17 protein-coding genes and 1 pseudogene are annotated in these 17,249 nt (G+C 64.8%); 7 read left to right on the top strand and 11 right to left on the bottom strand.

Translation table 11 applies throughout. The annotated features are described in order from the left end of the window. Positions 1–21: 21 nt before the first annotated feature. Both Q2941_RS38355 and Q2941_RS38350 read right to left on the bottom strand, forming a co-directional pair. Positions 22–855 (bottom strand): PhzF family phenazine biosynthesis protein, encoded by an 834-nt coding sequence (locus Q2941_RS38355; protein WP_458195727.1) that lies wholly within the window; start codon positions 853–855, stop codon positions 22–24. A gap of 56 nt (positions 856–911) precedes the next feature. Then, positions 912–1,934, bottom strand: coding sequence for an LLM class flavin-dependent oxidoreductase (locus Q2941_RS38350; RefSeq protein WP_458195726.1), 1,023 nt, complete (start codon positions 1,932–1,934; stop codon positions 912–914). Positions 1,935–2,115: 181 nt separating this feature from the next. Here Q2941_RS38350 and Q2941_RS38345 point away from each other — a divergent pair, with 181 nt between their 5' ends. Both Q2941_RS38345 and Q2941_RS38340 read left to right on the top strand, forming a co-directional pair. Further along, the gene (locus Q2941_RS38345; RefSeq protein ID WP_458195742.1) at positions 2,116–3,387 is read left to right on the top strand and encodes a DUF2157 domain-containing protein; all 1,272 of its coding nucleotides are present in this window, start codon (positions 2,116–2,118) and stop codon (positions 3,385–3,387) included. Further along, on the top strand, positions 3,384–3,995 hold the full coding sequence (locus tag Q2941_RS38340; RefSeq protein WP_458195725.1) for a GDYXXLXY domain-containing protein: 612 nt from the start codon (positions 3,384–3,386) through the stop codon (positions 3,993–3,995). The genes Q2941_RS38345 and Q2941_RS38340 overlap by 4 nt, the downstream gene beginning before the upstream one ends. 16 nt (positions 3,996–4,011) lie before the next feature. On the opposite strand, the gene Q2941_RS38335 is transcribed toward Q2941_RS38340, so the two are convergent. After that, on the bottom strand, positions 4,012–5,367 hold the full coding sequence (locus tag Q2941_RS38335; RefSeq protein WP_458195741.1) for an aminotransferase-like domain-containing protein: 1,356 nt from the start codon (positions 5,365–5,367) through the stop codon (positions 4,012–4,014). Between the two features lie 159 nt (positions 5,368–5,526). On the opposite strand from Q2941_RS38335, the gene Q2941_RS38330 reads away from it, so the two are divergent. The 3 genes and pseudogenes from Q2941_RS38330 to Q2941_RS38320 all read left to right on the top strand — a co-directional run bounded on the left by Q2941_RS38330 (position 5,527) and on the right by Q2941_RS38320 (position 7,147). Continuing rightward, a complete protein-coding gene (locus tag Q2941_RS38330; protein ID WP_458195724.1) occupies positions 5,527–6,387 on the top strand; it encodes a DMT family transporter in 861 nt (286 codons plus the stop codon). Positions 6,388–6,565: 178 nt separating this feature from the next. Beyond that, a pseudogene (locus Q2941_RS38325) lies at positions 6,566–6,754 on the top strand (DUF1214 domain-containing protein); the annotation flags it as partial. A gap of 21 nt (positions 6,755–6,775) precedes the next feature. Continuing rightward, positions 6,776–7,147, top strand: a complete 372-nt coding sequence (locus Q2941_RS38320; protein WP_458195723.1) for a hypothetical protein — start codon at positions 6,776–6,778, stop codon at positions 7,145–7,147. A gap of 534 nt (positions 7,148–7,681) precedes the next feature. Here the strand turns inward: Q2941_RS38320 and Q2941_RS38315 are convergent. From Q2941_RS38315 to Q2941_RS38300, 4 genes are all read right to left on the bottom strand, one after another. After that, positions 7,682–8,896 carry an EAL domain-containing response regulator gene (locus tag Q2941_RS38315; protein ID WP_458195722.1) on the bottom strand — a complete coding sequence of 405 codons (1,215 nt, stop codon included), beginning with the start codon at positions 8,894–8,896 and terminating at the stop codon, positions 7,682–7,684. Positions 8,897–9,181: 285 nt separating this feature from the next. Then, entirely contained in the window at positions 9,182–9,607 is a 426-nt protein-coding gene (locus tag Q2941_RS38310; protein WP_254109414.1) for a hypothetical protein, read from the bottom strand. A gap of 202 nt (positions 9,608–9,809) precedes the next feature. Next, positions 9,810–11,141 carry an MFS transporter gene (locus Q2941_RS38305; protein ID WP_254109413.1) on the bottom strand — a complete coding sequence of 444 codons (1,332 nt, stop codon included), beginning with the start codon at positions 11,139–11,141 and terminating at the stop codon, positions 9,810–9,812. Positions 11,142–11,475: 334 nt separating this feature from the next. Then, positions 11,476–12,639, bottom strand: coding sequence for a hypothetical protein (locus tag Q2941_RS38300; RefSeq protein ID WP_458195721.1), 1,164 nt, complete (start codon positions 12,637–12,639; stop codon positions 11,476–11,478). 340 nt (positions 12,640–12,979) lie between these two features. Between Q2941_RS38300 and Q2941_RS38295 the strand changes: the two genes are divergently transcribed. Then, positions 12,980–13,594, top strand: coding sequence for a helix-turn-helix transcriptional regulator (locus Q2941_RS38295; protein WP_458195720.1), 615 nt, complete (start codon positions 12,980–12,982; stop codon positions 13,592–13,594). Between the two features lie 23 nt (positions 13,595–13,617). Here the strand turns inward: Q2941_RS38295 and Q2941_RS38290 are convergent, their stop codons facing one another. The 4 genes from Q2941_RS38290 to Q2941_RS38275 all read right to left on the bottom strand — a co-directional run bounded on the left by Q2941_RS38290 (position 13,618) and on the right by Q2941_RS38275 (position 16,140). Further along, positions 13,618–13,866, bottom strand: coding sequence for a hypothetical protein (locus Q2941_RS38290; RefSeq protein WP_027523603.1), 249 nt, complete (start codon positions 13,864–13,866; stop codon positions 13,618–13,620). Between the two features lie 97 nt (positions 13,867–13,963). Continuing rightward, a complete protein-coding gene (locus tag Q2941_RS38285) occupies positions 13,964–14,338 on the bottom strand; it encodes an Hpt domain-containing protein (RefSeq protein WP_458195719.1) in 375 nt (124 codons plus the stop codon). Between the two features lie 190 nt (positions 14,339–14,528). After that, the gene (locus Q2941_RS38280) at positions 14,529–15,236 is read right to left on the bottom strand and encodes a Crp/Fnr family transcriptional regulator (RefSeq protein WP_027523605.1); all 708 of its coding nucleotides are present in this window, start codon (positions 15,234–15,236) and stop codon (positions 14,529–14,531) included. Between the two features lie 193 nt (positions 15,237–15,429). Further along, entirely contained in the window at positions 15,430–16,140 is a 711-nt protein-coding gene (locus Q2941_RS38275) for a Crp/Fnr family transcriptional regulator (protein ID WP_458195718.1), read from the bottom strand. Between the two features lie 560 nt (positions 16,141–16,700). Between Q2941_RS38275 and Q2941_RS38270 the strand changes: the two genes are divergently transcribed. After that, positions 16,701–17,249, top strand: a 549-nt coding sequence (locus tag Q2941_RS38270) for an Hpt domain-containing protein (RefSeq protein ID WP_458195717.1), incomplete at its 3' end; no start/stop codon positions are given.

Genomic DNA, 17,249 nt, shown 5'->3' with positions numbered 1-17,249 from the left:
CGGCGGCATCGTGATGCCTCCTCACCCGGCCAGGACGCGGACGGTCCCGTGAACACGGGCGCTACCCCCGGCTTCGGTCGGCGCATCCGCGTGCAGAAGGCAGGGGACACCCATGTCATCGCCTTGCACCACTTCGATGCTGTCTGCGCCGGCAATGCCGAGATCGCGGAGATAGGCGACAAGGGCTGCAGCGGCAGCTCCCGTGGCCGGATCCTCGTAAACGCCGCCGGCAGCGAACGGATTGCGCGCGTGGTAGCGCGAGGGACTCTCCGCCTGGATCAGGCTGATCGTCGTCAAACGCCAGTCGCGCATCAGTTTGGCGCCGGCCGGCAAGTCGTATTTCATCGCGGCCAGGCGCTGACGGTCGCGGATCGCGAGCAGCAGGTGACGTGCGCCAGCTTCGATGATCGCCGGAGGGAAGCGGTCGTCGAGGTCGGCCTGCGACAGCGCAAAGAGGTCGAGCGACCAATCGAGTAGCTCCGGCGGCGCGGGCTGATTCCGGGTAGGCGCCGATTGAAGAGCCGCGCTGAGACCACGCGCGGTGCGAAAACCCTCGACGATCGCCGTGCCGCCGTTCAGTTCAAGCGTGATCGGCCCGCTTTCACCCCTCTGAGCCAGAGCCGCGCCCAGTGCGATCGTCGCGTGGCCGCAAAACGGTACTTCCGCCTCGGGGGCGAAATAGCGGACGCGATAGCCCTTGGCAGTCGGTGCCGCAAAAACCGTCTCTGAATAGCCGACCTCTGCAGCCAGCCTCTGCATGTCGCCAGCTTCCGGCAGCACATCGCAGATCACCACGCCGGCGGGATTGCCGCCCTGATCGTCACGCGTGAATGCCGCAAGCCGTTGCACGTCCATGTCGATACTCCTCGCCATAAGCTCGATGGGTTTGGTTTCGTAGCGATAGTGACGCCTCAGCGCCACCCGAGCGCCGGCGCGACATGCTTCAGGATCGCTTCGATTGCGTGGGCGCAGTAGGCGACGCCCAGCTGGTTGGGGATCGTCAGCAGCAGCGTATCGGCCTCCATGATGGCCTCGTCCTTGCGGAGCTGCTCGATCAGGACATCTGGCTCGGCGGCATAGCTGCGGCCGAAGATCGCGCGCGTCTGCGGGTCGATGAATCCGATCTGGTCCTCGGATTCGCCGCCACGCCCGAAATAGGCGCGATCGCGATCATCCATCAGCGCGAAGATGCTGCGGCTGACCGAGACGCGCGGCTCGCGGGCGTGGCCGGCCTCCTTCCAGGCGGCCCGGTAGGCGCGAATCTGCGCGGCCTGCTGCACGTGGAAGGCTTCGCCCGTCTCGTCGTTCTTCAGCGTCGAGCTTTGCAGGTTCATGCCGAGCCTGGCCGCCCAGACGGCGGTGGCGTTCGAGCCGGCGCCCCACCAAATGCGCTCGCGCAGGCCGTCGGAATGTGGCTCGAGGCGGAGCAGGCCGGGCGGGTTTGGAAACATCGGATGCGGATTGGGTTTTGCAAAACCCTCGCCGCGGAGGAGGTCGAGGAAAACCTCGGCATGACGCCGGCCCATGTCGGCGTCATCGGCGCCTTCGGCCGGCTGATAACCAAAGTAGCGCCAGCCATCGATCACCTGCTCGGGCGAGCCGCGGCTGATGCCGAGCTGTAGCCGTCCGCCGGCGATCAGGTCGGCGCTACCTGCGTCCTCCGCCATGTAGAGCGGATTCTCGTAGCGCATGTCGATGACGGCCGTGCCGATTTCGATACGGCTGGTCCTCGCGCCCACTGCCGCCAGCAGCGGAAATGGCGAAGCAAGCTGGCGTGCGAAATGATGGACGCGAAAATAGGCCCCGTCCGCGCCCAGCTCCTCGGCGGCGACGGCGAGCTCGATGGATTGCAGCAGCGTATCCTCGGCCGAGCGGGTCTGCGATTGCGGCGAGGGCGTCCAGTGCCCGAACGAGAGAAATCCCGTCTTTTTCATGGCGTTAATCTAGTGATGTCCCGATTGGTTTGCGATGGGCATTCTGAACATGGCGAAGACTCGAGATTTGCCCGTCTGCGCCCGGCATCCGCGAGCGGAGCGTCACCGGATGATGACGTTCGAACCTTGTACTGGCTGCTATCGTCTAATGAGGCAACCAATGTTTCCCAGTGACAAGGCAATGTTCGACCGAAACTACCGCCAGCGACTTGAAGCTGATCTTGCGCAGTGGGAAGCCGATGGCGTGATCGCGCCGGCGGCCGCCGCCAGCATCCGCAATGTGCTTCCGCCGCTCTCCTCCGGCATCAACATTGCCGTGGTCGTGGCCATCGTCGGCGGCCTGCTGATCGCAGCCGCATTCCTTGCCTTCGTCGCCGCCCACTGGACGGAGCTTGCGCGCCTGTTGCGGTTCGCAATTCTCATCGCCGGCATGATTGTTGCCGGCGGTCTCGGGGCGTGGTTCGCACACACGCAGCGGCCGGTTCTCGCCGATCTCTGCGCCGGCATCGGCGCGATCATCTTCGGCGCCGGCATCGCTTTGGTTGGTCAGATGTACCATCTGGGCGGGGACTTTGCCGGCGGCATGCTGCTGTGGTCGATCGGTGCGCTTGCGGCGGCGCTGCTGACCGGCTCGCGCGGCGCGCTTGCGGTCGGGCTCGCGGCCGCCTGCATATGGAGCTGCATGCGTGTCTATGATACGCCCGACGCCCTGCATCTGCCGTTCGCGGTGGTTTGGCTCGTCGCCGCGGGTCTCGCGCTTGCCTGGAACTCGCGCGTGGCCGCTCATCTCGTCGCGCTTGCCGTGCTGCCGTGGTGGATCGTGGCAGCGCTTGGCTTTGGTTTCGACAATCCTCAGCCGTCATTCGTTCTCGCTGACGGCGCGGCGTTGCTGTTCGGTGGCGGGCTTGCGATCGCAGCAGTGCCCTCGCAAAGGGCGCTCCGCTTCGGAGGCGTTTTGTCGGCCTATGGGGCATTTTCGCTGGCCGTCGTTGCCGTCCTCGAGGTGACGACTGTCGATGATATCTTCCGTCTCGAGCCCGGCTCTGCCACTGCACAACCGCTGTGGGCCATCATGTGCGGGATCGCAGGCGCGATCCTCGCGTTTGCATCCGCCGGGATCACGAAGCGGATGGGTGAGGCCTTCGCAGGATGCGCGATCGCCCTCGTCCTGGTCGCTGCCCCCCTGTGGTGGGCGTCTCGGGCAGGCGAGCCATGGCTGGCCTATGCCGCTCTCCTTTGCGCCATGCTTGGCCTTGTCGTCTCCGGCATGCTCGATGCGGTACGCCCGCGGATCGTCGCGGGCTGGCTCGGGATCGCCGGCGTCATCGCTGGCATCACCTGGGTGGTGAAGGGCTCATTGCTGCGCCGCTCGGCCTTTCTTGCTGCAGCCGGCGTCATTGCTGTTGCATTTGCGACGGTCCTGGACCGCGCGCTGTCGAGGACCGACGAATGATCGAGGCCCTGGCTCCTCTCGCCGTGTTCTGGCGGCGCATCCCGAAAGCCGTGCTGTTCGGCGCGGCCATCCTGATTCAGTGTGCGCTGCTGATCGTGATGGTCGTCGATCGCATGCAGATCTTGCGCGATGGCACCGAGGTGACCTTGCAGACGCGGCCTGTCGATCCCCGCGACCTCTTGCGCGGCGACTATGTCGTGCTCGGCTACGATATCTCGCAATTGCCGGCGGGCGCGCTCGCCAATCAACCGGCCGCCGCGCGCAATCCCATCGTGTTCGTCAAGCTCGCGCCCAATGCCGACGGCCTCTACGAGGCGGTCTCGGTGCACACTGAGGCGGTGGCAGTTACCCCTCCCGAAGTGCTGATCCGCGGCCGCGTCAATTACGGCGCATCCTGCGGCTCAGGCCGGCGCGCCTTCTGCGACAAGCTCGCGATCTCCTACAATCTCGAAAGCTATTTCGTGCCCGAAGGCGAGGGCAGAAAGCTCGAACAAGCCCGCAACCAGAAGAAGCTGCGGGTCGGCGCAGCTGTGTTGCCGTCGGGCCGTGCCGCCATCAAGCGGCTGCTGCTCGACGGCGAACCGGTCTATGACGAGCCGTGGTTCTAGCCGTCGATCAATCCGGTCACATCTTCAATGCGCGGCGCATGACGTCCCAGACGCGTGGTTCCATCGATTGCGCCACGTTGAAGCGCATGAAGCGCGAAGCCGTTTGCGACACGCTGAACACGTTGCCCGGCGCGAGCACCGCGTCTTCGGCCAGGGCCGCGCGCGCGACTTGCGTCGAATCCAGTCCGTCCGGCAGGCGGCACCACAGAAAGAATCCGCCACGCGGCATCAGCCAGGGTTCGAGCCCGAGCGCGCCGAGCTTTCGCGCCACCTCGCGCCGGGTGCGCGTGAGCTTTTGCCTGAGCTCGTCCATGTGCTTGCGGTAGGTGCCGCCCGCGAGCACCTTCGCGATCACCTCGGTTGCGGCCGGGCTCGGGCCGCCGAAGCTGGTTGCGACCTGGAGGTCGACGAGATGCTCGATCCAGTCGGCGCGCGCGGCGATATAGCCGCAGCGCACCGAAGCGGAGAGCGTCTTGGAAAAGCTGCCGATACGGATGACGTTGGTGAGGCCGTCGAGCGCGGCAAGGCGCGGCGAACGTTCTGATTCGAAATCGGCAAAGATATCGTCCTCGATGATTGCCAGGTCATGTGCAGCGGCGACGCTCAGCACGCGATGCGCCGTTTGCAACGACAGCGTCGCGCCGGTCGGGTTGTGGAGTGCGGAATTGGTGATGTAGAGGCGCGGTCGCTCCGCGGCGAGGATCGCCTCGAAGCGCGCGACGTCCGGGCCCGACGGCGTGTAGGGCACGCCAATGATCTTCACCTGATGCGCACGCAGTAGCGCGCGAAAATTGAAGTAGCAGGGATCATCGACCAGCACGGTGTCGCCGGGCCGCAGCAGGAAGCGGCAGACGAGGTCGGTGGCTTGCGTCCCCGAGCCCGTGAGCAGGAGCTGGTCGACCGAGGCCTCGATGCCGTCCTCGGCAAAGCGGGCCAGCAGATAGCGGCGCAGCGCAAGCGAGCCGCGTGTAGAGCCGTAGTCGGCAAGCAGGCTGTCATCGCTCCGGGCGAGCGCTCGGAAGGCGCGCCGCAAGGCGGCCTCCGGCATCCAGTCCGCCGGCAGCCAGCCGCAGCCCGGCTTGAGCGTCGTGGAATCCGCATCGAGCGATTGCCGTGAGACCCAGAACGGATCCACGGCGCGGTCGCGGCGCGGCTCGACACCGGTGAGCGCGAGCGGCGGCATGGTTGTCGCAGAGACGTAGAAGCCGGAGCCGCGCCGCGCCCGGATCAATCCTTCAGCCGCCAGGCGATCATAGGCGTCCACCACGGTGGAGGGCGAAACGCCCATGCTCGCGGCGAGCTTGCGGATCGACGGCAGGCGGTCGCCGGGGACAAGCGCGCGGCCCGCGACCTTGGCGCGGATGGTGCTCATCACGTCAGTGGTGCGCGCCCCGCCGCGGCCTCTGGTTTGCGTCAGTCTATCCAAGTGTATGGGCTTCCATACCGGTACAGTTTGGCCAGATTGTATGGGATTGTGGCTGGTTTCGCCACCGTCAAAAGGCCAGGGTCGCTCACGGGAAAGCGAGGCGACATGCAATCGGCCGGCAACGGATGGGGTAACGGACTTCTGGGCGTCGTCATCTTCAGCGGCTCGCTGCCGGCGACGCGCGTCGCAGTCGGCAGCTTCTCCGCGATCTTCCTGACCTCGGCGCGCGCGGTGATCGCCGCACTGTTAGGGGCGGCGCTGCTTGCCCTGCTTCGTCAGCAAAGACCCGCGCGAAAAGACCTTGCCTCGCTCGCCATCGTCTCGCTCGGCGTCGTGGTCGGCTTCCCGCTGCTGACAGCGCTGGCGCTTCTGCACATCACGTCGGCGCATTCGATCGTCTTCGTCGGCCTGTTGCCGCTTGCGACCGCAATCTTCGCCGTGCTGCGCGGCGGTGAGTGCCCGCGCTTGCCGTTCTGGCTGTTCTCGATCCTCGGCAGCGCGACGGTCGCTGGCTTTGCGCTATCGGGCGGCGGCGCGGGCTCGCTCACCGGCGATCTCCTGATGGTTGCCGCGATCCTGCTCTGCGGCCTCGGCTATGCCGAAGGCGCGACGCTGTCGCGCCGGCTCGGCGGCTGGCAGGTCATCTCATGGGCGCTCATCCTCGCACTGCCATTGATGCTGCCCGTCGCGATCATGTCGCTGCCGCTGACATGGGACGGCATCGGCGCGCCGGCCTGGATCGGCCTGGCTTACGTCTCCGTCTTCAGCATGTTCGTCGGCTTCGTATTCTGGTACCGCGGCCTTGCGATCGGCGGCACCGCCAGCATCAGCCAGCTACAACAGCTTCAGCCCTTCTTCGGCCTCGCACTCGCCGGCCTCGTCCTGCATGAGCCGGTGGCGTGGAGCATGATCGCGGCGACCGCGCTCGTGGTCGTCTGCGTCGCGTTCGCGCGGCGGTTTGCGTGAGGCTGATGCCTCACCTCTGTCCCATCACCGTCCGCGTGCCTTCATTCGGGCGGCCGCCATCCGGTGTCATTGCAGTGCGATCAACGTTGATCTGAATCAACGCCCGTTCCGCAACTCTGGGTCTCATTGCATGAGGAGAGTTATCTCCTTGATGCATCGCATGCCCTATTTCGCAATGCCTGGAGCGGATAAGGATTCGAACTGGCTGCCCGCACCCGCCGGCAGGTTCATTCTGATGCTGCGAATGTATTGGCCGAACGAGAAAGCGCCTTCGATTATCAACGGCAGCTGGTCTCCGCCGGTCGCCAGGAAGATGATCGCAAAGGACCGGCAAGCGGAAGTCATGGAGGAGCAGATCAAGGTTTAGTCAGACCCAAGGGAGGTCAAGATGAAGATTGCGCTGCTGTCGGCGGCACTCCTCGGAGGCCAATTGGTGATGCCCGTTTCTGATCGCGTTCCTCATTTGAATGTGGAGGTACTGTGCAAGGGCACAGCGGCCGATGACAAGGCGAACGGCATCGCTTTGGGGCAGAGTTTCGACAACTGCATGAGCGATGAAACGAAGGCTCAGCAGCAGCTGGTTGCCCTTTGGTCGGCAAATGCCGGTCCTGTTCGTGATCGCTGCGAAAAGGAGGCTACTTCAATTGCCTTCGCTCAAAGCTACGTTGATCTCCTTACTTGTATCCAGGAAGGCGACCCCGCGAGTCCGCCGTCCGGAGCCTCGCCAAACCGAGCAAGCAAGAAGCGAGACGCGAAGTAGGTCTGTCGAACCAACAAAGGAGGCTGTCATGCAATCCAGAACAAAACTGTGGTTGGCCGGCGCCGTTATTGCCTGCGCAGCAATAAGCTCGGTGCAGTGGGCAGATGATGGGCTTTCATTCTCGATTCAGAGCGCTCAGGCTCGGGTAGGGCGGCCAGCGACGCCAGTAAGTGTCGCCGGCGTCGCGCGTCGAACGACGCGCCGTGCCGTCGTTGGCGGAGCTGCCGTAGGTGCAGCGGCCGCTGGGGCCGCGGTAGCGGCGCCAGCTTGCGCCCGCGTGCTGGTCAATGGCGTGTGGGTCTGTCGTTAGGCGAACGATTTTTCCTTGTGAGGTGATCGCAACGACCGCGCTCGCGGTCGTATGCGTCGCCTTTGCGCGAGGGTTTGGGTGATCGGCAAGCGGAGAAGGGCGCGGGGAGCCGCAGTACCCTTCAAAGACGTGGCCCGCCCAACGTAGGAGTAGCCCGCGCGGGAAGCTCTTCGAAGGCCTCGTCATTTCCGCTTCTGAATCTCGGCATGCTCGCGATTGCGCGACTAGCTCGGCTTCATGACGGCGGGGCTGAACGACGACCTTGCGAATTTCTTCAGCGGCATCGGCTTGCCGAACAGATAGCCTTGCACGAGATCGAAGCCGATCTCGTTGGCGGCGACGAGATCGGCGCGGGTTTCGATGCCTTCGGCGACGCTGCGCGCGCCGTAATCGCGGGCGAGCTCGACAATGTGACGGCACACGTTGCGCTTCAGCGCATCGTTGCTGCTGCCGGTGACGAAGTGCCGGTCGGCCTTGAGCTTGACGAAGGGAAACCGGTCGAGGCCCATCAGCTCCGGCCAGTTGGTGCCGACATTGTCGATCGCGAGCCCGATGTTGTGGAAGCGCACCTCGGAGGCGACCTCGAGCAGCAGGTCGAGATCCCCGATCACCTCGTCGCTCGCGATCTCGATCGTCAACCCGCCGAAGGCGGGATGGGCGGGCATGCGCCGGCAGAGATCGCGCACGGCTTGTCCCTCGCGCAGGAACGAGGCCGGCAGGTTGATCGAGAGATCGACCGGGCTCTGCCGCTCCAGGAGATAGTGCCAGTCCTGCAGGGCGCGTTCGATCACGAACTCGGACAGTTCGCGAAAATGCGGATCGCGCTCCTCCGGAATGAAATAGGCCGGCGGCACCACCCCCCAGGTCGGATGTCGCATCCGCACCAGCGCCTCGGCGCCGCAGCGGATCAGTGTGCGTGCGTCGATCTTCGGCTGGTACCAGAGCTCGAGCCAGCCCGCGTGCAAGGCTTCGCCGACATGCACGGCGGGGCTCGGCGCCGGCTCGTCCGGCAGCAGCATCGCGATGCGGTCGCGCAGCGTCTCGGCGGCAAAGGGCGTCGTCAGGGGCGGCAGCATGGCAAGGCCATATTCCTCGCCGACCTGCTGCACCGCCTTCACGATGATCGACTCGCGCGCGCCGACAGCCAGCACCTTGCCGCCGAACTCCTCGCGCACCAGCGCCTCCAGAAATTTTCCCGGTTCGATGCCGTCGGCGGCGATGCCGAGCAGGATCAAATCGGGAAGCTCTGCGGCGAGCACGCCTCGCAGCTCGTCGGCATTGCCGCATTCGCTGGTGACGAAGCCGAGATCCTCGAGCACCTCGCTCAAGAAGGCACGCAGGTGCCGCTTGCCGTCAGCCACGCAAGCGCGAGGCGTTACCTTCCGCCGTCCGAAGGTTACAGTCTTCCGTCCGGCGAGCTCGCCCAGCCCCTCGTCCATCGCACACCACTCCCGTTCCGTGACAGCTTCATAACGGTGGGTGCGGCTCCAAATATGGAGAGCTTCAGCATCATTGTTGAATTATTTGGGTAACGTTAAAGCCCTCACCATATGTAAAATTGTATGGATCCTGTTGAAGAAGATTTCACACCCGCGTTTGTCTCGCGCACGCGGTGCTGCAATCGTTGCGATATCCGCGATGCTGCGCCCGCGAAGCGGCAACTCGGCTGACCCAGCGAAGAGGCGACACCGCGCGCGATGTCGCCTCATAGGATAACGCCGGTATCAGTTGCTGGCGGCCTTGTCGTGTCGCGCCATGCCGACCGCCTTGTAGTCATAGGTCGGATAAAACTCGGTCCGGTACGGCCCCCACGCGCTTTCCTCGATGATGCGATTGACCTCGCGCAGCCGCGAGGCCGGCAGGCGCAGCGTGACCACCTGGCCGATGCCCATCATCACGTACCAGCTCACCACCTCGACGCCCGCTGGCGGGAAGGATTTGTAGTAGCCCTGGTTCTCGAGCTGCGCATTCAGCTCGGGCAGGGGGCGCGACTGGTCGTGCTTGAAGAACACCGTGAGCATGACGGCATTGTCGGCGGTCGGCGCGGCATTGCCCGGCGGCGGCGCGGTCTGCGCAATGGCTGCAGACTTGATCGCCAGTGCGCCGGCCAGCAATGCGGCCATGGTCAACGTCGTTCTTGCAGATCTCATTTGCGAGTTCCTTTTCCATCACCGTCACCCCTGCGCAACGGCGAAGCCGTTGTCGCTGGAGGCGCTCACAGTGCGTAGCACTGTGAGCCTCGAAGGGCGACGGCCCGGCTCCAGCAGCGGGGCCCTTTCATCCTTCGAGGCTCGACTTGCGGTGTGTGCACCGCAAGTCGAGCACCTCAGGATGACGGGCTTCGTTGCCGCGTCAACTCGTTCTGTATTCGCCCGAGATGTTCTTGCCGGTGTAGTCGGTCATCGCCGCGGTCGCGACCAGGCTGATCACCGCGCACAGCGCGATGTAGGCCGCGATCGCGGTCGCCGACTCGAACGTGCCGAACAGCCAGGCCGCGATCAGGGGCGCCGGACCGCCGGCGATGACGGAGGCGAGCTGATAGCCGAGCGAGGCGCCGCTGTAGCGCAGGCGCCCGGTGAAGCTTTCGGCGATCAGCGCCGCCTGCGGGCCGTACATCATGTCATGCGGGATCAGCGACAGGATGATGGCGAGGAAGATGACCGGCTCCGATCCGGTGTCGAGCATGCGGAAATAGATGAAGCCGAACACGCCGGTCACGGCTGCGCCGATCATGTACATGTTCTTGCGCCCGAAGCGGTCGGACAGATGCCCGAACAGCGGGATCGAGACGAAGGACAGCACCGAGGCGCAAAGCACCGCGGTGAGCAGGAAGTCGCGCGACACGTTCAGCGTCTTGACGCCGTAGGCGAAGATGAAGGCGGTGAAGATGTAGAACGGTGCCTGCTCGGCCATGCGGGCAAAGGCCGACAGCAGGATCTCCTTCGGATGCTCCTTGATCACCTGCAGCATCGGCGTGCGCTCGACCTTGCGCTCCGCGACCAGCCTGGAAAACACCGGCGTTTCCAGAATGCCGAGCCGGATGTAGAGGCCGACGCCCACCAGGATGAGGCTCAGCGCAAAGGGCACGCGCCAGCCCCATGACAAGAACTGCTCGCCGGACATCTGGCTGAAGGCGAGCACGGCGAGGTTGGCGAGGAACAGGCCGCAGGGCACGCCGAACTGCGGCCATGAGGCAATAAAGCCGCGGGAATGATCGTTGCGCGCCCATTCCATCGACATCAGCACCGAGCCGCCCCATTCGCCGCCGACGCCGACGCCCTGGATGAAGCGCAGCACGGTCAGGAGGACCGCGCCCCAGATCCCGATGCTCGAATAGGTCGGGACCAGCGCCACCGCGAAGGTGGCGAGCCCCATCAGCAGAAGCGTCGCAATCAGCGTCGATTTGCGGCCGATGCGGTCGCCGTAATGGCCGAAAATGGCCGCGCCGACGGGACGGGCGACGAAGCCGACGGCGTAGATCGCGAAGGCCTCGAGCGTGCCAACCCACGGATCGGAATGCGGAAAGAACAGTTTTGCGAAAACGAGGCCGGTGACGGTCGAGTAGAGGAAGAAATCGTACCACTCGATGGCGGTGCCGATGGTGGAGGCGATCACGGCGCGGCGCAGCTGAAGCTGGTGCTCGCCGTCGGGCAGCGAGAGCGGGTCGACATGGGAGAGGGACATGGCGGGAGCCTTTCGTGCAACGGCGCCCCCGATACTGTGCATGGGGTTGTTTCGACGAAAAAACCTCCGAGCCGCCGTCAGGGTTCCAAGACGAACCGCGTCCGACGGGTTCGACTTTTGGAGGAACCCGGCCCCGGGGCGGGCGAGTGTGATGCAGTTCACATGCGTCTTGCCGCGCCCGCGCTATCAATGCGGTCACCGGTGATGGGCTGCGTGAGGATCGCAGCGATGACGACGCGGCGTATGATGGCCTGGTGGTTCTGGTTCGTGCTGTCGGGACGATTTCTCGACCGCTTCCTGAGCATGCCGCCCGCTCCGCGGGACTAGCCGAACTTTAGGTCTGCCCGATCAGCTTCCGGAACGCCGCCGCGCCATCCTGCACGGCATCGCGCCCCTTCCAGGCGAGATAGCTCAGCTTGCCCGCGATCGAGTCATGGTTGCGCAGGCGGCGCGAGCCGAGGATGTGGCCGACATTGTCGGGGAAGCGGCTGACCTCGGCGGCGACGAGCGCGGCGATCGCGTCCATCAATTGCTGGAGGCGGATGCCCCATTCGGATGGCTCGATCTCGTCGATGCGGACCTTGAGCGCATATTCGGTGTCATAGATTTCGGCGAGCAGGTCGCGCGCGATCAGCACCCGGTTGTTTTTCAGCGCGACGCGCAGCGCCAGGCGCTTGTCATCGAGCCGGTCGAGCACCATCGCAACAGTCATGGCATAGGGGGTGGCGGCAACGTCGGCGGCGGCCTTGGTCGGCGCGGCCTTGGTGGCGAGACGGATCAGGTGCCAGGGCGTCTTCAGCCGCCGCGCCACCAGCGCCAGCGCAAAGGGCAGGGCCTCGGGATTGGCCTTCCTGAAGGCGTCGAGGCGCGCGGTGATCTGCGCCGCCTGGCCGTCGTCGAATTTCGAGATCTTCTCGGGCAGCTTCTCGTTGAACTTCGACAGCGCGGCGTTCGCGCGCAGCACCTGCAGCATCTTGGTCACATCGTCGAAGGCGAAGCGCGAGGCGGTGTATTGCCCGAGTTTGGCGCGGGCGAGCCCGGTGCCGTCGGGCGAGGCGAGCGTGTTCTCGAGGACCTTGATGACCTTGATCTGGAACGCGGTCGCGGTCTTCTGCACCTCCTTCGGTTTATTGGCCGCGACCTGATCGTTGATCGCCTTGATGTAGTCGCGCGCCATGGTCGGCAGCAGGTCGCGGCAGATCCACTCCCAGATCGGGGTCAGCGTGTTGCGCGAGATCCGCCCCATATTGGCGTGCTCGGGCGCGCCGTCCATCAAGAGCAGCTCGAGCGGAGCGAAGAAGGAACGCGACGGATTGGTGGCGCGCCCCTGGGTCGAACCGTCCTTGCGGAATTCGGCGCGCAGCTTCGCCTGGATGTCGGGTGAGCCCGGCATGTCGATGCCGCACAGCTCCAGCCGCTCGAGCTCGCTGAGCAGACAGCTCCGCGACAGCGGCGTCAGCCTCTGCAAGAATTCCCAGAGCTGTTCGACCTGGCTCATGGCACGCAATTTTTCGCAACTTTTCCGGAACTGTTACTGGTTCGTCGCGTGGAGGCATTTGCGCGCTCTCAACTGTGCTCCAGAGAAGCAAGTCACTGTTAATTAATTGGTAAAGTCGTACGGCGTGGCCGCCCGCCGGCCGCCCTGACGTTAAGAAGGGATTTCAGGAGATGCCTGAGATTTAGGCAGGATCTGCAACCGATGTGCGGTATCCTAGGCAATCTAACAAGCATAAATTGTGCAACCGCCGGGGATTTGGCACAAAACCGTCAAAATCACCGTAGTCTTACGGAACAGAAAGTTAAGCACGATTCGCCCCGGGTTCCGCTAAACGAACCACATGGCGCATCAGAATGATCCGGTCGCTGATTCGCGATCGCCGGCTTGGTACGAAAGCAGCAGTTCTCCGCACGAAGAGCTCGAACTCGCCCGGTTGAACGCCGCCCGTGCCAAGGCATCCGAGGAGACCGCCACCGCGATCGCCCGCGAGCTGAACGGCCCCCTGACCGCCCTTCTCCTTTACATGGGCGAAATCAAGCATCACAGCGACCAGCTTTTCGCGATCTCGGCCGATCGAGCCTATTTGCAGCGCGTGGTCGAGAATGCGCTGGCGCAGACCGAGCGTGTCTGCTCGCTGGTAAAGCAGCTCGGCGGCGCGCCGCGGAACGGAGTGTCAGGGATCGACGACGCCGAGGCCAAGGCCGGACGCGCGCCGCTCGCCTTGCGTGAGGCCGGCAGCGAGCTCTCCAGCTCGCACCGTCCGAAGCGGTTGACCAGGCGCGAACGCGAGGTGCTGCGGCTGATCAGCGAAGGCTATTCGAACAAGCAGGGCGCGCTGCGAATGCAGATCAGCCCGCGCACCTTCGAGAGCCATCGCGCGGAGGCCATGCGCAAGCTCGGGGCGCGCAACACCGCGGATCTGGTCCGCGCGGCGCTGCTGCATTCGATCGATTGAGGCGGCCGGGCCGCCGCATAGTTTCAGTAATAGTCGTCCGCGAAGGGGCGCGCGCGCGAGCTCGGACGCAGCGGCTTCACCTCGTCCTTCGGCGCGCTCGGGATGATCGTGATGGTCCAGCGCGGCGGGATGCTCGATTCCTGTTCCAGCACGGCGCGCACGAAACCGGTCACCGTCTCCTCGCCCGATTTCACCGTCGCCATGCGGCCGTTGAACTGGGCGATGCGGAAGCGGCGGACTTCCTTCTGGTCCGCGGTTTCATAGGTGAACATGGAAACCCTCCTGGTCTCGCGCGACTATCGCCACCTATGATTAGCCATGTATGAAAATCCCAAGCCGTAGAAGTACGGCGGGATTTTGCGCGAGGGATCAGGCGTCCGCCTCGCGCGCCGCGGCGTAGGCTTTCGCCATCGCCTCGAACAGCTCGCGGTAGGCGGCGTCATCGAGCGCCGCCGCGTCTCGTTCGAGCTGCTGGGCGAGCGCCGCGAGCCGCTGATAGCCGAAGGTGCGCGCCGCGCTCTTCAGCGAATGGGCTTCGCGCTCGATCCGAGCACGCTGCTGCGCGAGGGTGAGGTCGCCGAACAACTTGAGGCGCGCATCGGTCTCGCTCCAGAACACGGCGCGGACCTCGCCGGCCCCGTCCACTCCGATCTCGCGCACCAGCGCCTGGAAGGCACAGGGATCCCGTACCGGCTCGGCGGCGAGGGAGGATTCGGCAGTCAGCAGGGCGGCAGCTTCGCGCATGCGAGGGTTCTAGCGGCTGAATGTCTACGCCGTGTAAACTTCACGCGCGGTGGCGGCATCTAGCGCATGATCCGGAAAAGTGGGACGCAGTTTTCTGCGCGCCAAAAGAACGCGTTTGCGCGGAGACCAAACAACAACCTAAAGCGCGGTGATGATTCAGCCCAATCTCATCGCGCTTTAGCCCTTCGGATCATCGCGGCCCAAGCAGCCGGTCGTACTGCGCCTTCACCGTGGCGTAGCATTCGCACGCGGTCTGGCGCAGCCCGTCGAGATTGTTGATCTGGATGTGGCCGCGGCTGTAGTGGATGAAATTGGCCTGTTGCAGCGTGTTGGCGACCAGCGAGACGCTGTTTCGCCGCGCGCCGATCATCTGCGCCAGGTTCTCCTGGGTCAGCAGCAGCCGGACGTCGCCCGACAGGTCGTGGATCTGCAACAGGCACCGCGACAGCCGCGACTCCACGGGATGGGCGGCATTGCAGCCGGCGGTCTGCTGGACCTGCGCATAGACCGCAAGCCCGTGGCGCGTCAGCAGCGTCCGCAATGAGGAACTCTGGTCGGCCGCCGCGCGCAACCGGTCGAGTTCCATCACCGAGGCCGTGCCGCCGACGAGCACCACCGCGCTGTTCAGCGCGCTCGTATCGCCCATCGCCGACAGTGCTCCGAGCAGGCTGTCGCGGCCGATCATTGCGACCTGCACATGCTCGCCCCTGGCGAGTTCCACGACCAGCGAGATCACCCCGCGATGCGGGAAATAGGCGCGCTTGAGCGTTTCGCCGGTCTCCACCAGCACGGTCTCATGGGGCAGTTCGGTGATGCGCAAGTGCGGGCGGATCAACTCATAATCATCCGCCGACAGAGCAGACAGGAAACCGTTGGATGGACGCACCATCGTTTCCATAACTGCCTCCCGTCTTTCCCAGCCGGCGAAGCGCAAACGCGTATCCGCCATCCCTCGTACGGGTCTAAGGCGCCCATCATGTGCCTTCCGGGATATGTTGGCAATTGGACATATAGCCCCTCATCGTCGCGGGCAGCCTCTGTGCACGTCGGCATGCACAAGAAGTTGCGTCACCACGACGCAGCCTGCCGGCTCACGGAGCGGATACCAGCAGCCGCGCATAGACATTTTTCACCGCGCCGTAACACGCACAGCATGTTGCCTCCAACGCATGGGGGTCCGCGATTTCGATCTGGCCGCGGCTGTAGCGGATGATGCCGGCGCGCTGCAGCGAATGCGCGACCAGCGAGATCGCGTTGCGTCGCACGCCGATCATCTGCGCCAGCAACTCCTGCGTCAGTGGAAGGGTCGCGCTGTCGCAGAGGTCGCGGGCGCGCAGCAGCCAGCGCGCAAGGCGCGCTTCGGCCGGATGCAACGTGTTGCAAAGCACCGATTGCTGCGCGTGGGCCAGCAGCGCTTGTTCGTGCCGGACCATCAGGCGACGGAACCGCGGGCTTTTGTCGGCGACACCGCGAAATGCGGTGCAGTCCAGGCTGACCGCCGTGCCCGAAAACAGCACGACGGCGTCCGCCAGCGCAGCCCAACCGGCCAGAGCCGCGCCGCTGCCGATGACACTGTCGCGGCCCAGCATCGCCACCTCGATCGTCTGTCCCTCTGCGAGATTGACCGTCAACGAAACCGCGCCGCGAAGCGGGAAGTAGACCTGCTTCGGAGGAGCGCCGTCCACGCCCAGGGACATCTCCCTGGTCAGCTCGACGGTCGCGAGATGGGGCTCCAGCAGCGCGAAGTCTGCTGCATCGAGCGTCCTGAGCAATTGATTGGGCGGGCGACCGCTTGCAGTCATGCGAGATCAATCCGGCGCTGCCGTTCGTCGTCACGCCGCGCGCCGCGGTCGCACGGCTGACCCACGATACAACATAAGTTGTGTATTGGTCTATATACACGTCAGAGGGCAGGCGCGTCGGATCCTGCGCGAGCCATCATGGGGTAAGAGTCTGTTTACCTCGAATGCCCATCGCATGCGTCGCGGCCTGGGCAGCACCGGCCTTGCGGGCGATGACGGATGCGGATGGGTGCGGTTCACCGCGCGGCGCCGGCATAGCGCCTTTCACCGCCGCGGCTCTCTTTTACGGGGCGTCCCGCGACGCGTGGCGCGCCGACAGTTTGCGTCATCGCCGCGACGCCTGCGGCCGGTTTTGTCGAAAACCGCCAGGGCGCAGCGCCAAACGACAAAGTTGTCTTCAATATCCGTATTAGCACGGAGGTCGAAATTAACGCGGCCGTGAAATGCGATGTCTAACGATCGAAGGGAGGGCATTGCGTCGATTGCGAGAAGTCGGATCAGGCAGTCGCGATCAAGGCCGGGAAGCTGGCGGCGAGTCCAAGGTTGGTAAGGCGTATTCCATGGATGATCTGTTGCGGGAGTTTTTGACGGAGACCAGCGAGAGCCTGGACACCGTCGACAATCAGCTGGTGAAGTTCGAGCAGGAGCCGAACAACGCCAAGATCCTGGATAACATCTTCCGCCTCGTCCACACCATCAAGGGTACCTGCGGCTTTCTGGGGCTGCCGCGGCTCGAAGCGCTGGCGCATGCCGGCGAGACGCTGATGGGCAAGTTCCGCGACGGCATGCCGGTCACCGCTGAGGCGGTGACGGTGATCCTGTCGTCGATCGACCGCATCAAGGAGATTCTGGCCGGGCTCGAGGCGACCGAAGCCGAGCCCGAGGGCATCGACCGCGACCTCATCGACAAGCTGGAAGCGATGGTCGAGCAGGGCATGGCCGCAATGGCTGCTGGCGGAGCCGCACCAGTTGCTGACGCCCCGCCGCTTGCGCCGGAAGCCCCGGCCGCCGCTGCACCCGCCAAGGAGATGACTCAGGGCACGCTGATCGAGCAGGCGCTGGAGCGCCCGTTGCGTCCGGGCGAGGTGTCGCTCGACGAGCTCGAGCGC

The organism is Bradyrhizobium sp. UFLA05-153 (assembly GCF_054185185.1).
Note: the sequence above shows the minus strand (reverse complement) of the source record. Positions and strands in the feature narration are given on the sequence as shown.

Bases quoted from the DNA above. Each gene is read 5' to 3' on its own strand.
- Q2941_RS38355 (WP_458195727.1), bottom strand. From the start codon at position 855: ATGGACGTGCAACGGCTTGCGGCATTCACGCGTGACGATCAGGGCGGC.
- Q2941_RS38275 (WP_458195718.1), bottom strand. From the start codon at position 16,140: ATGACTGCAAGCGGTCGCCCGCCCAATCAATTGCTCAGGACGCTCGAT.
- Q2941_RS38320 (WP_458195723.1), top strand. From the start codon at position 6,776: ATGAAGATTGCGCTGCTGTCGGCGGCACTCCTCGGAGGCCAATTGGTG.
- Q2941_RS38335 (WP_458195741.1), bottom strand. From the start codon at position 5,367: ATGAGCACCATCCGCGCCAAGGTCGCGGGCCGCGCGCTTGTCCCCGGC.
- Q2941_RS38285 (WP_458195719.1), bottom strand. From the start codon at position 14,338: ATGCGCGAAGCTGCCGCCCTGCTGACTGCCGAATCCTCCCTCGCCGCC.
- Q2941_RS38315 (WP_458195722.1), bottom strand. From the start codon at position 8,896: ATGGACGAGGGGCTGGGCGAGCTCGCCGGACGGAAGACTGTAACCTTC.
- Q2941_RS38330 (WP_458195724.1), top strand. From the start codon at position 5,527: ATGCAATCGGCCGGCAACGGATGGGGTAACGGACTTCTGGGCGTCGTC.
- Q2941_RS38310 (WP_254109414.1), bottom strand. From the start codon at position 9,607: ATGAGATCTGCAAGAACGACGTTGACCATGGCCGCATTGCTGGCCGGC.
- Q2941_RS38290 (WP_027523603.1), bottom strand. From the start codon at position 13,866: ATGTTCACCTATGAAACCGCGGACCAGAAGGAAGTCCGCCGCTTCCGC.
- Q2941_RS38305 (WP_254109413.1), bottom strand. From the start codon at position 11,141: ATGTCCCTCTCCCATGTCGACCCGCTCTCGCTGCCCGACGGCGAGCAC.
- Q2941_RS38280 (WP_027523605.1), bottom strand. From the start codon at position 15,236: ATGGAAACGATGGTGCGTCCATCCAACGGTTTCCTGTCTGCTCTGTCG.
- Q2941_RS38300 (WP_458195721.1), bottom strand. From the start codon at position 12,639: ATGAGCCAGGTCGAACAGCTCTGGGAATTCTTGCAGAGGCTGACGCCG.
- Q2941_RS38345 (WP_458195742.1), top strand. From the start codon at position 2,116: ATGTTCGACCGAAACTACCGCCAGCGACTTGAAGCTGATCTTGCGCAG.
- Q2941_RS38295 (WP_458195720.1), top strand. From the start codon at position 12,980: ATGGCGCATCAGAATGATCCGGTCGCTGATTCGCGATCGCCGGCTTGG.
- Q2941_RS38340 (WP_458195725.1), top strand. From the start codon at position 3,384: ATGATCGAGGCCCTGGCTCCTCTCGCCGTGTTCTGGCGGCGCATCCCG.
- Q2941_RS38350 (WP_458195726.1), bottom strand. From the start codon at position 1,934: ATGAAAAAGACGGGATTTCTCTCGTTCGGGCACTGGACGCCCTCGCCG.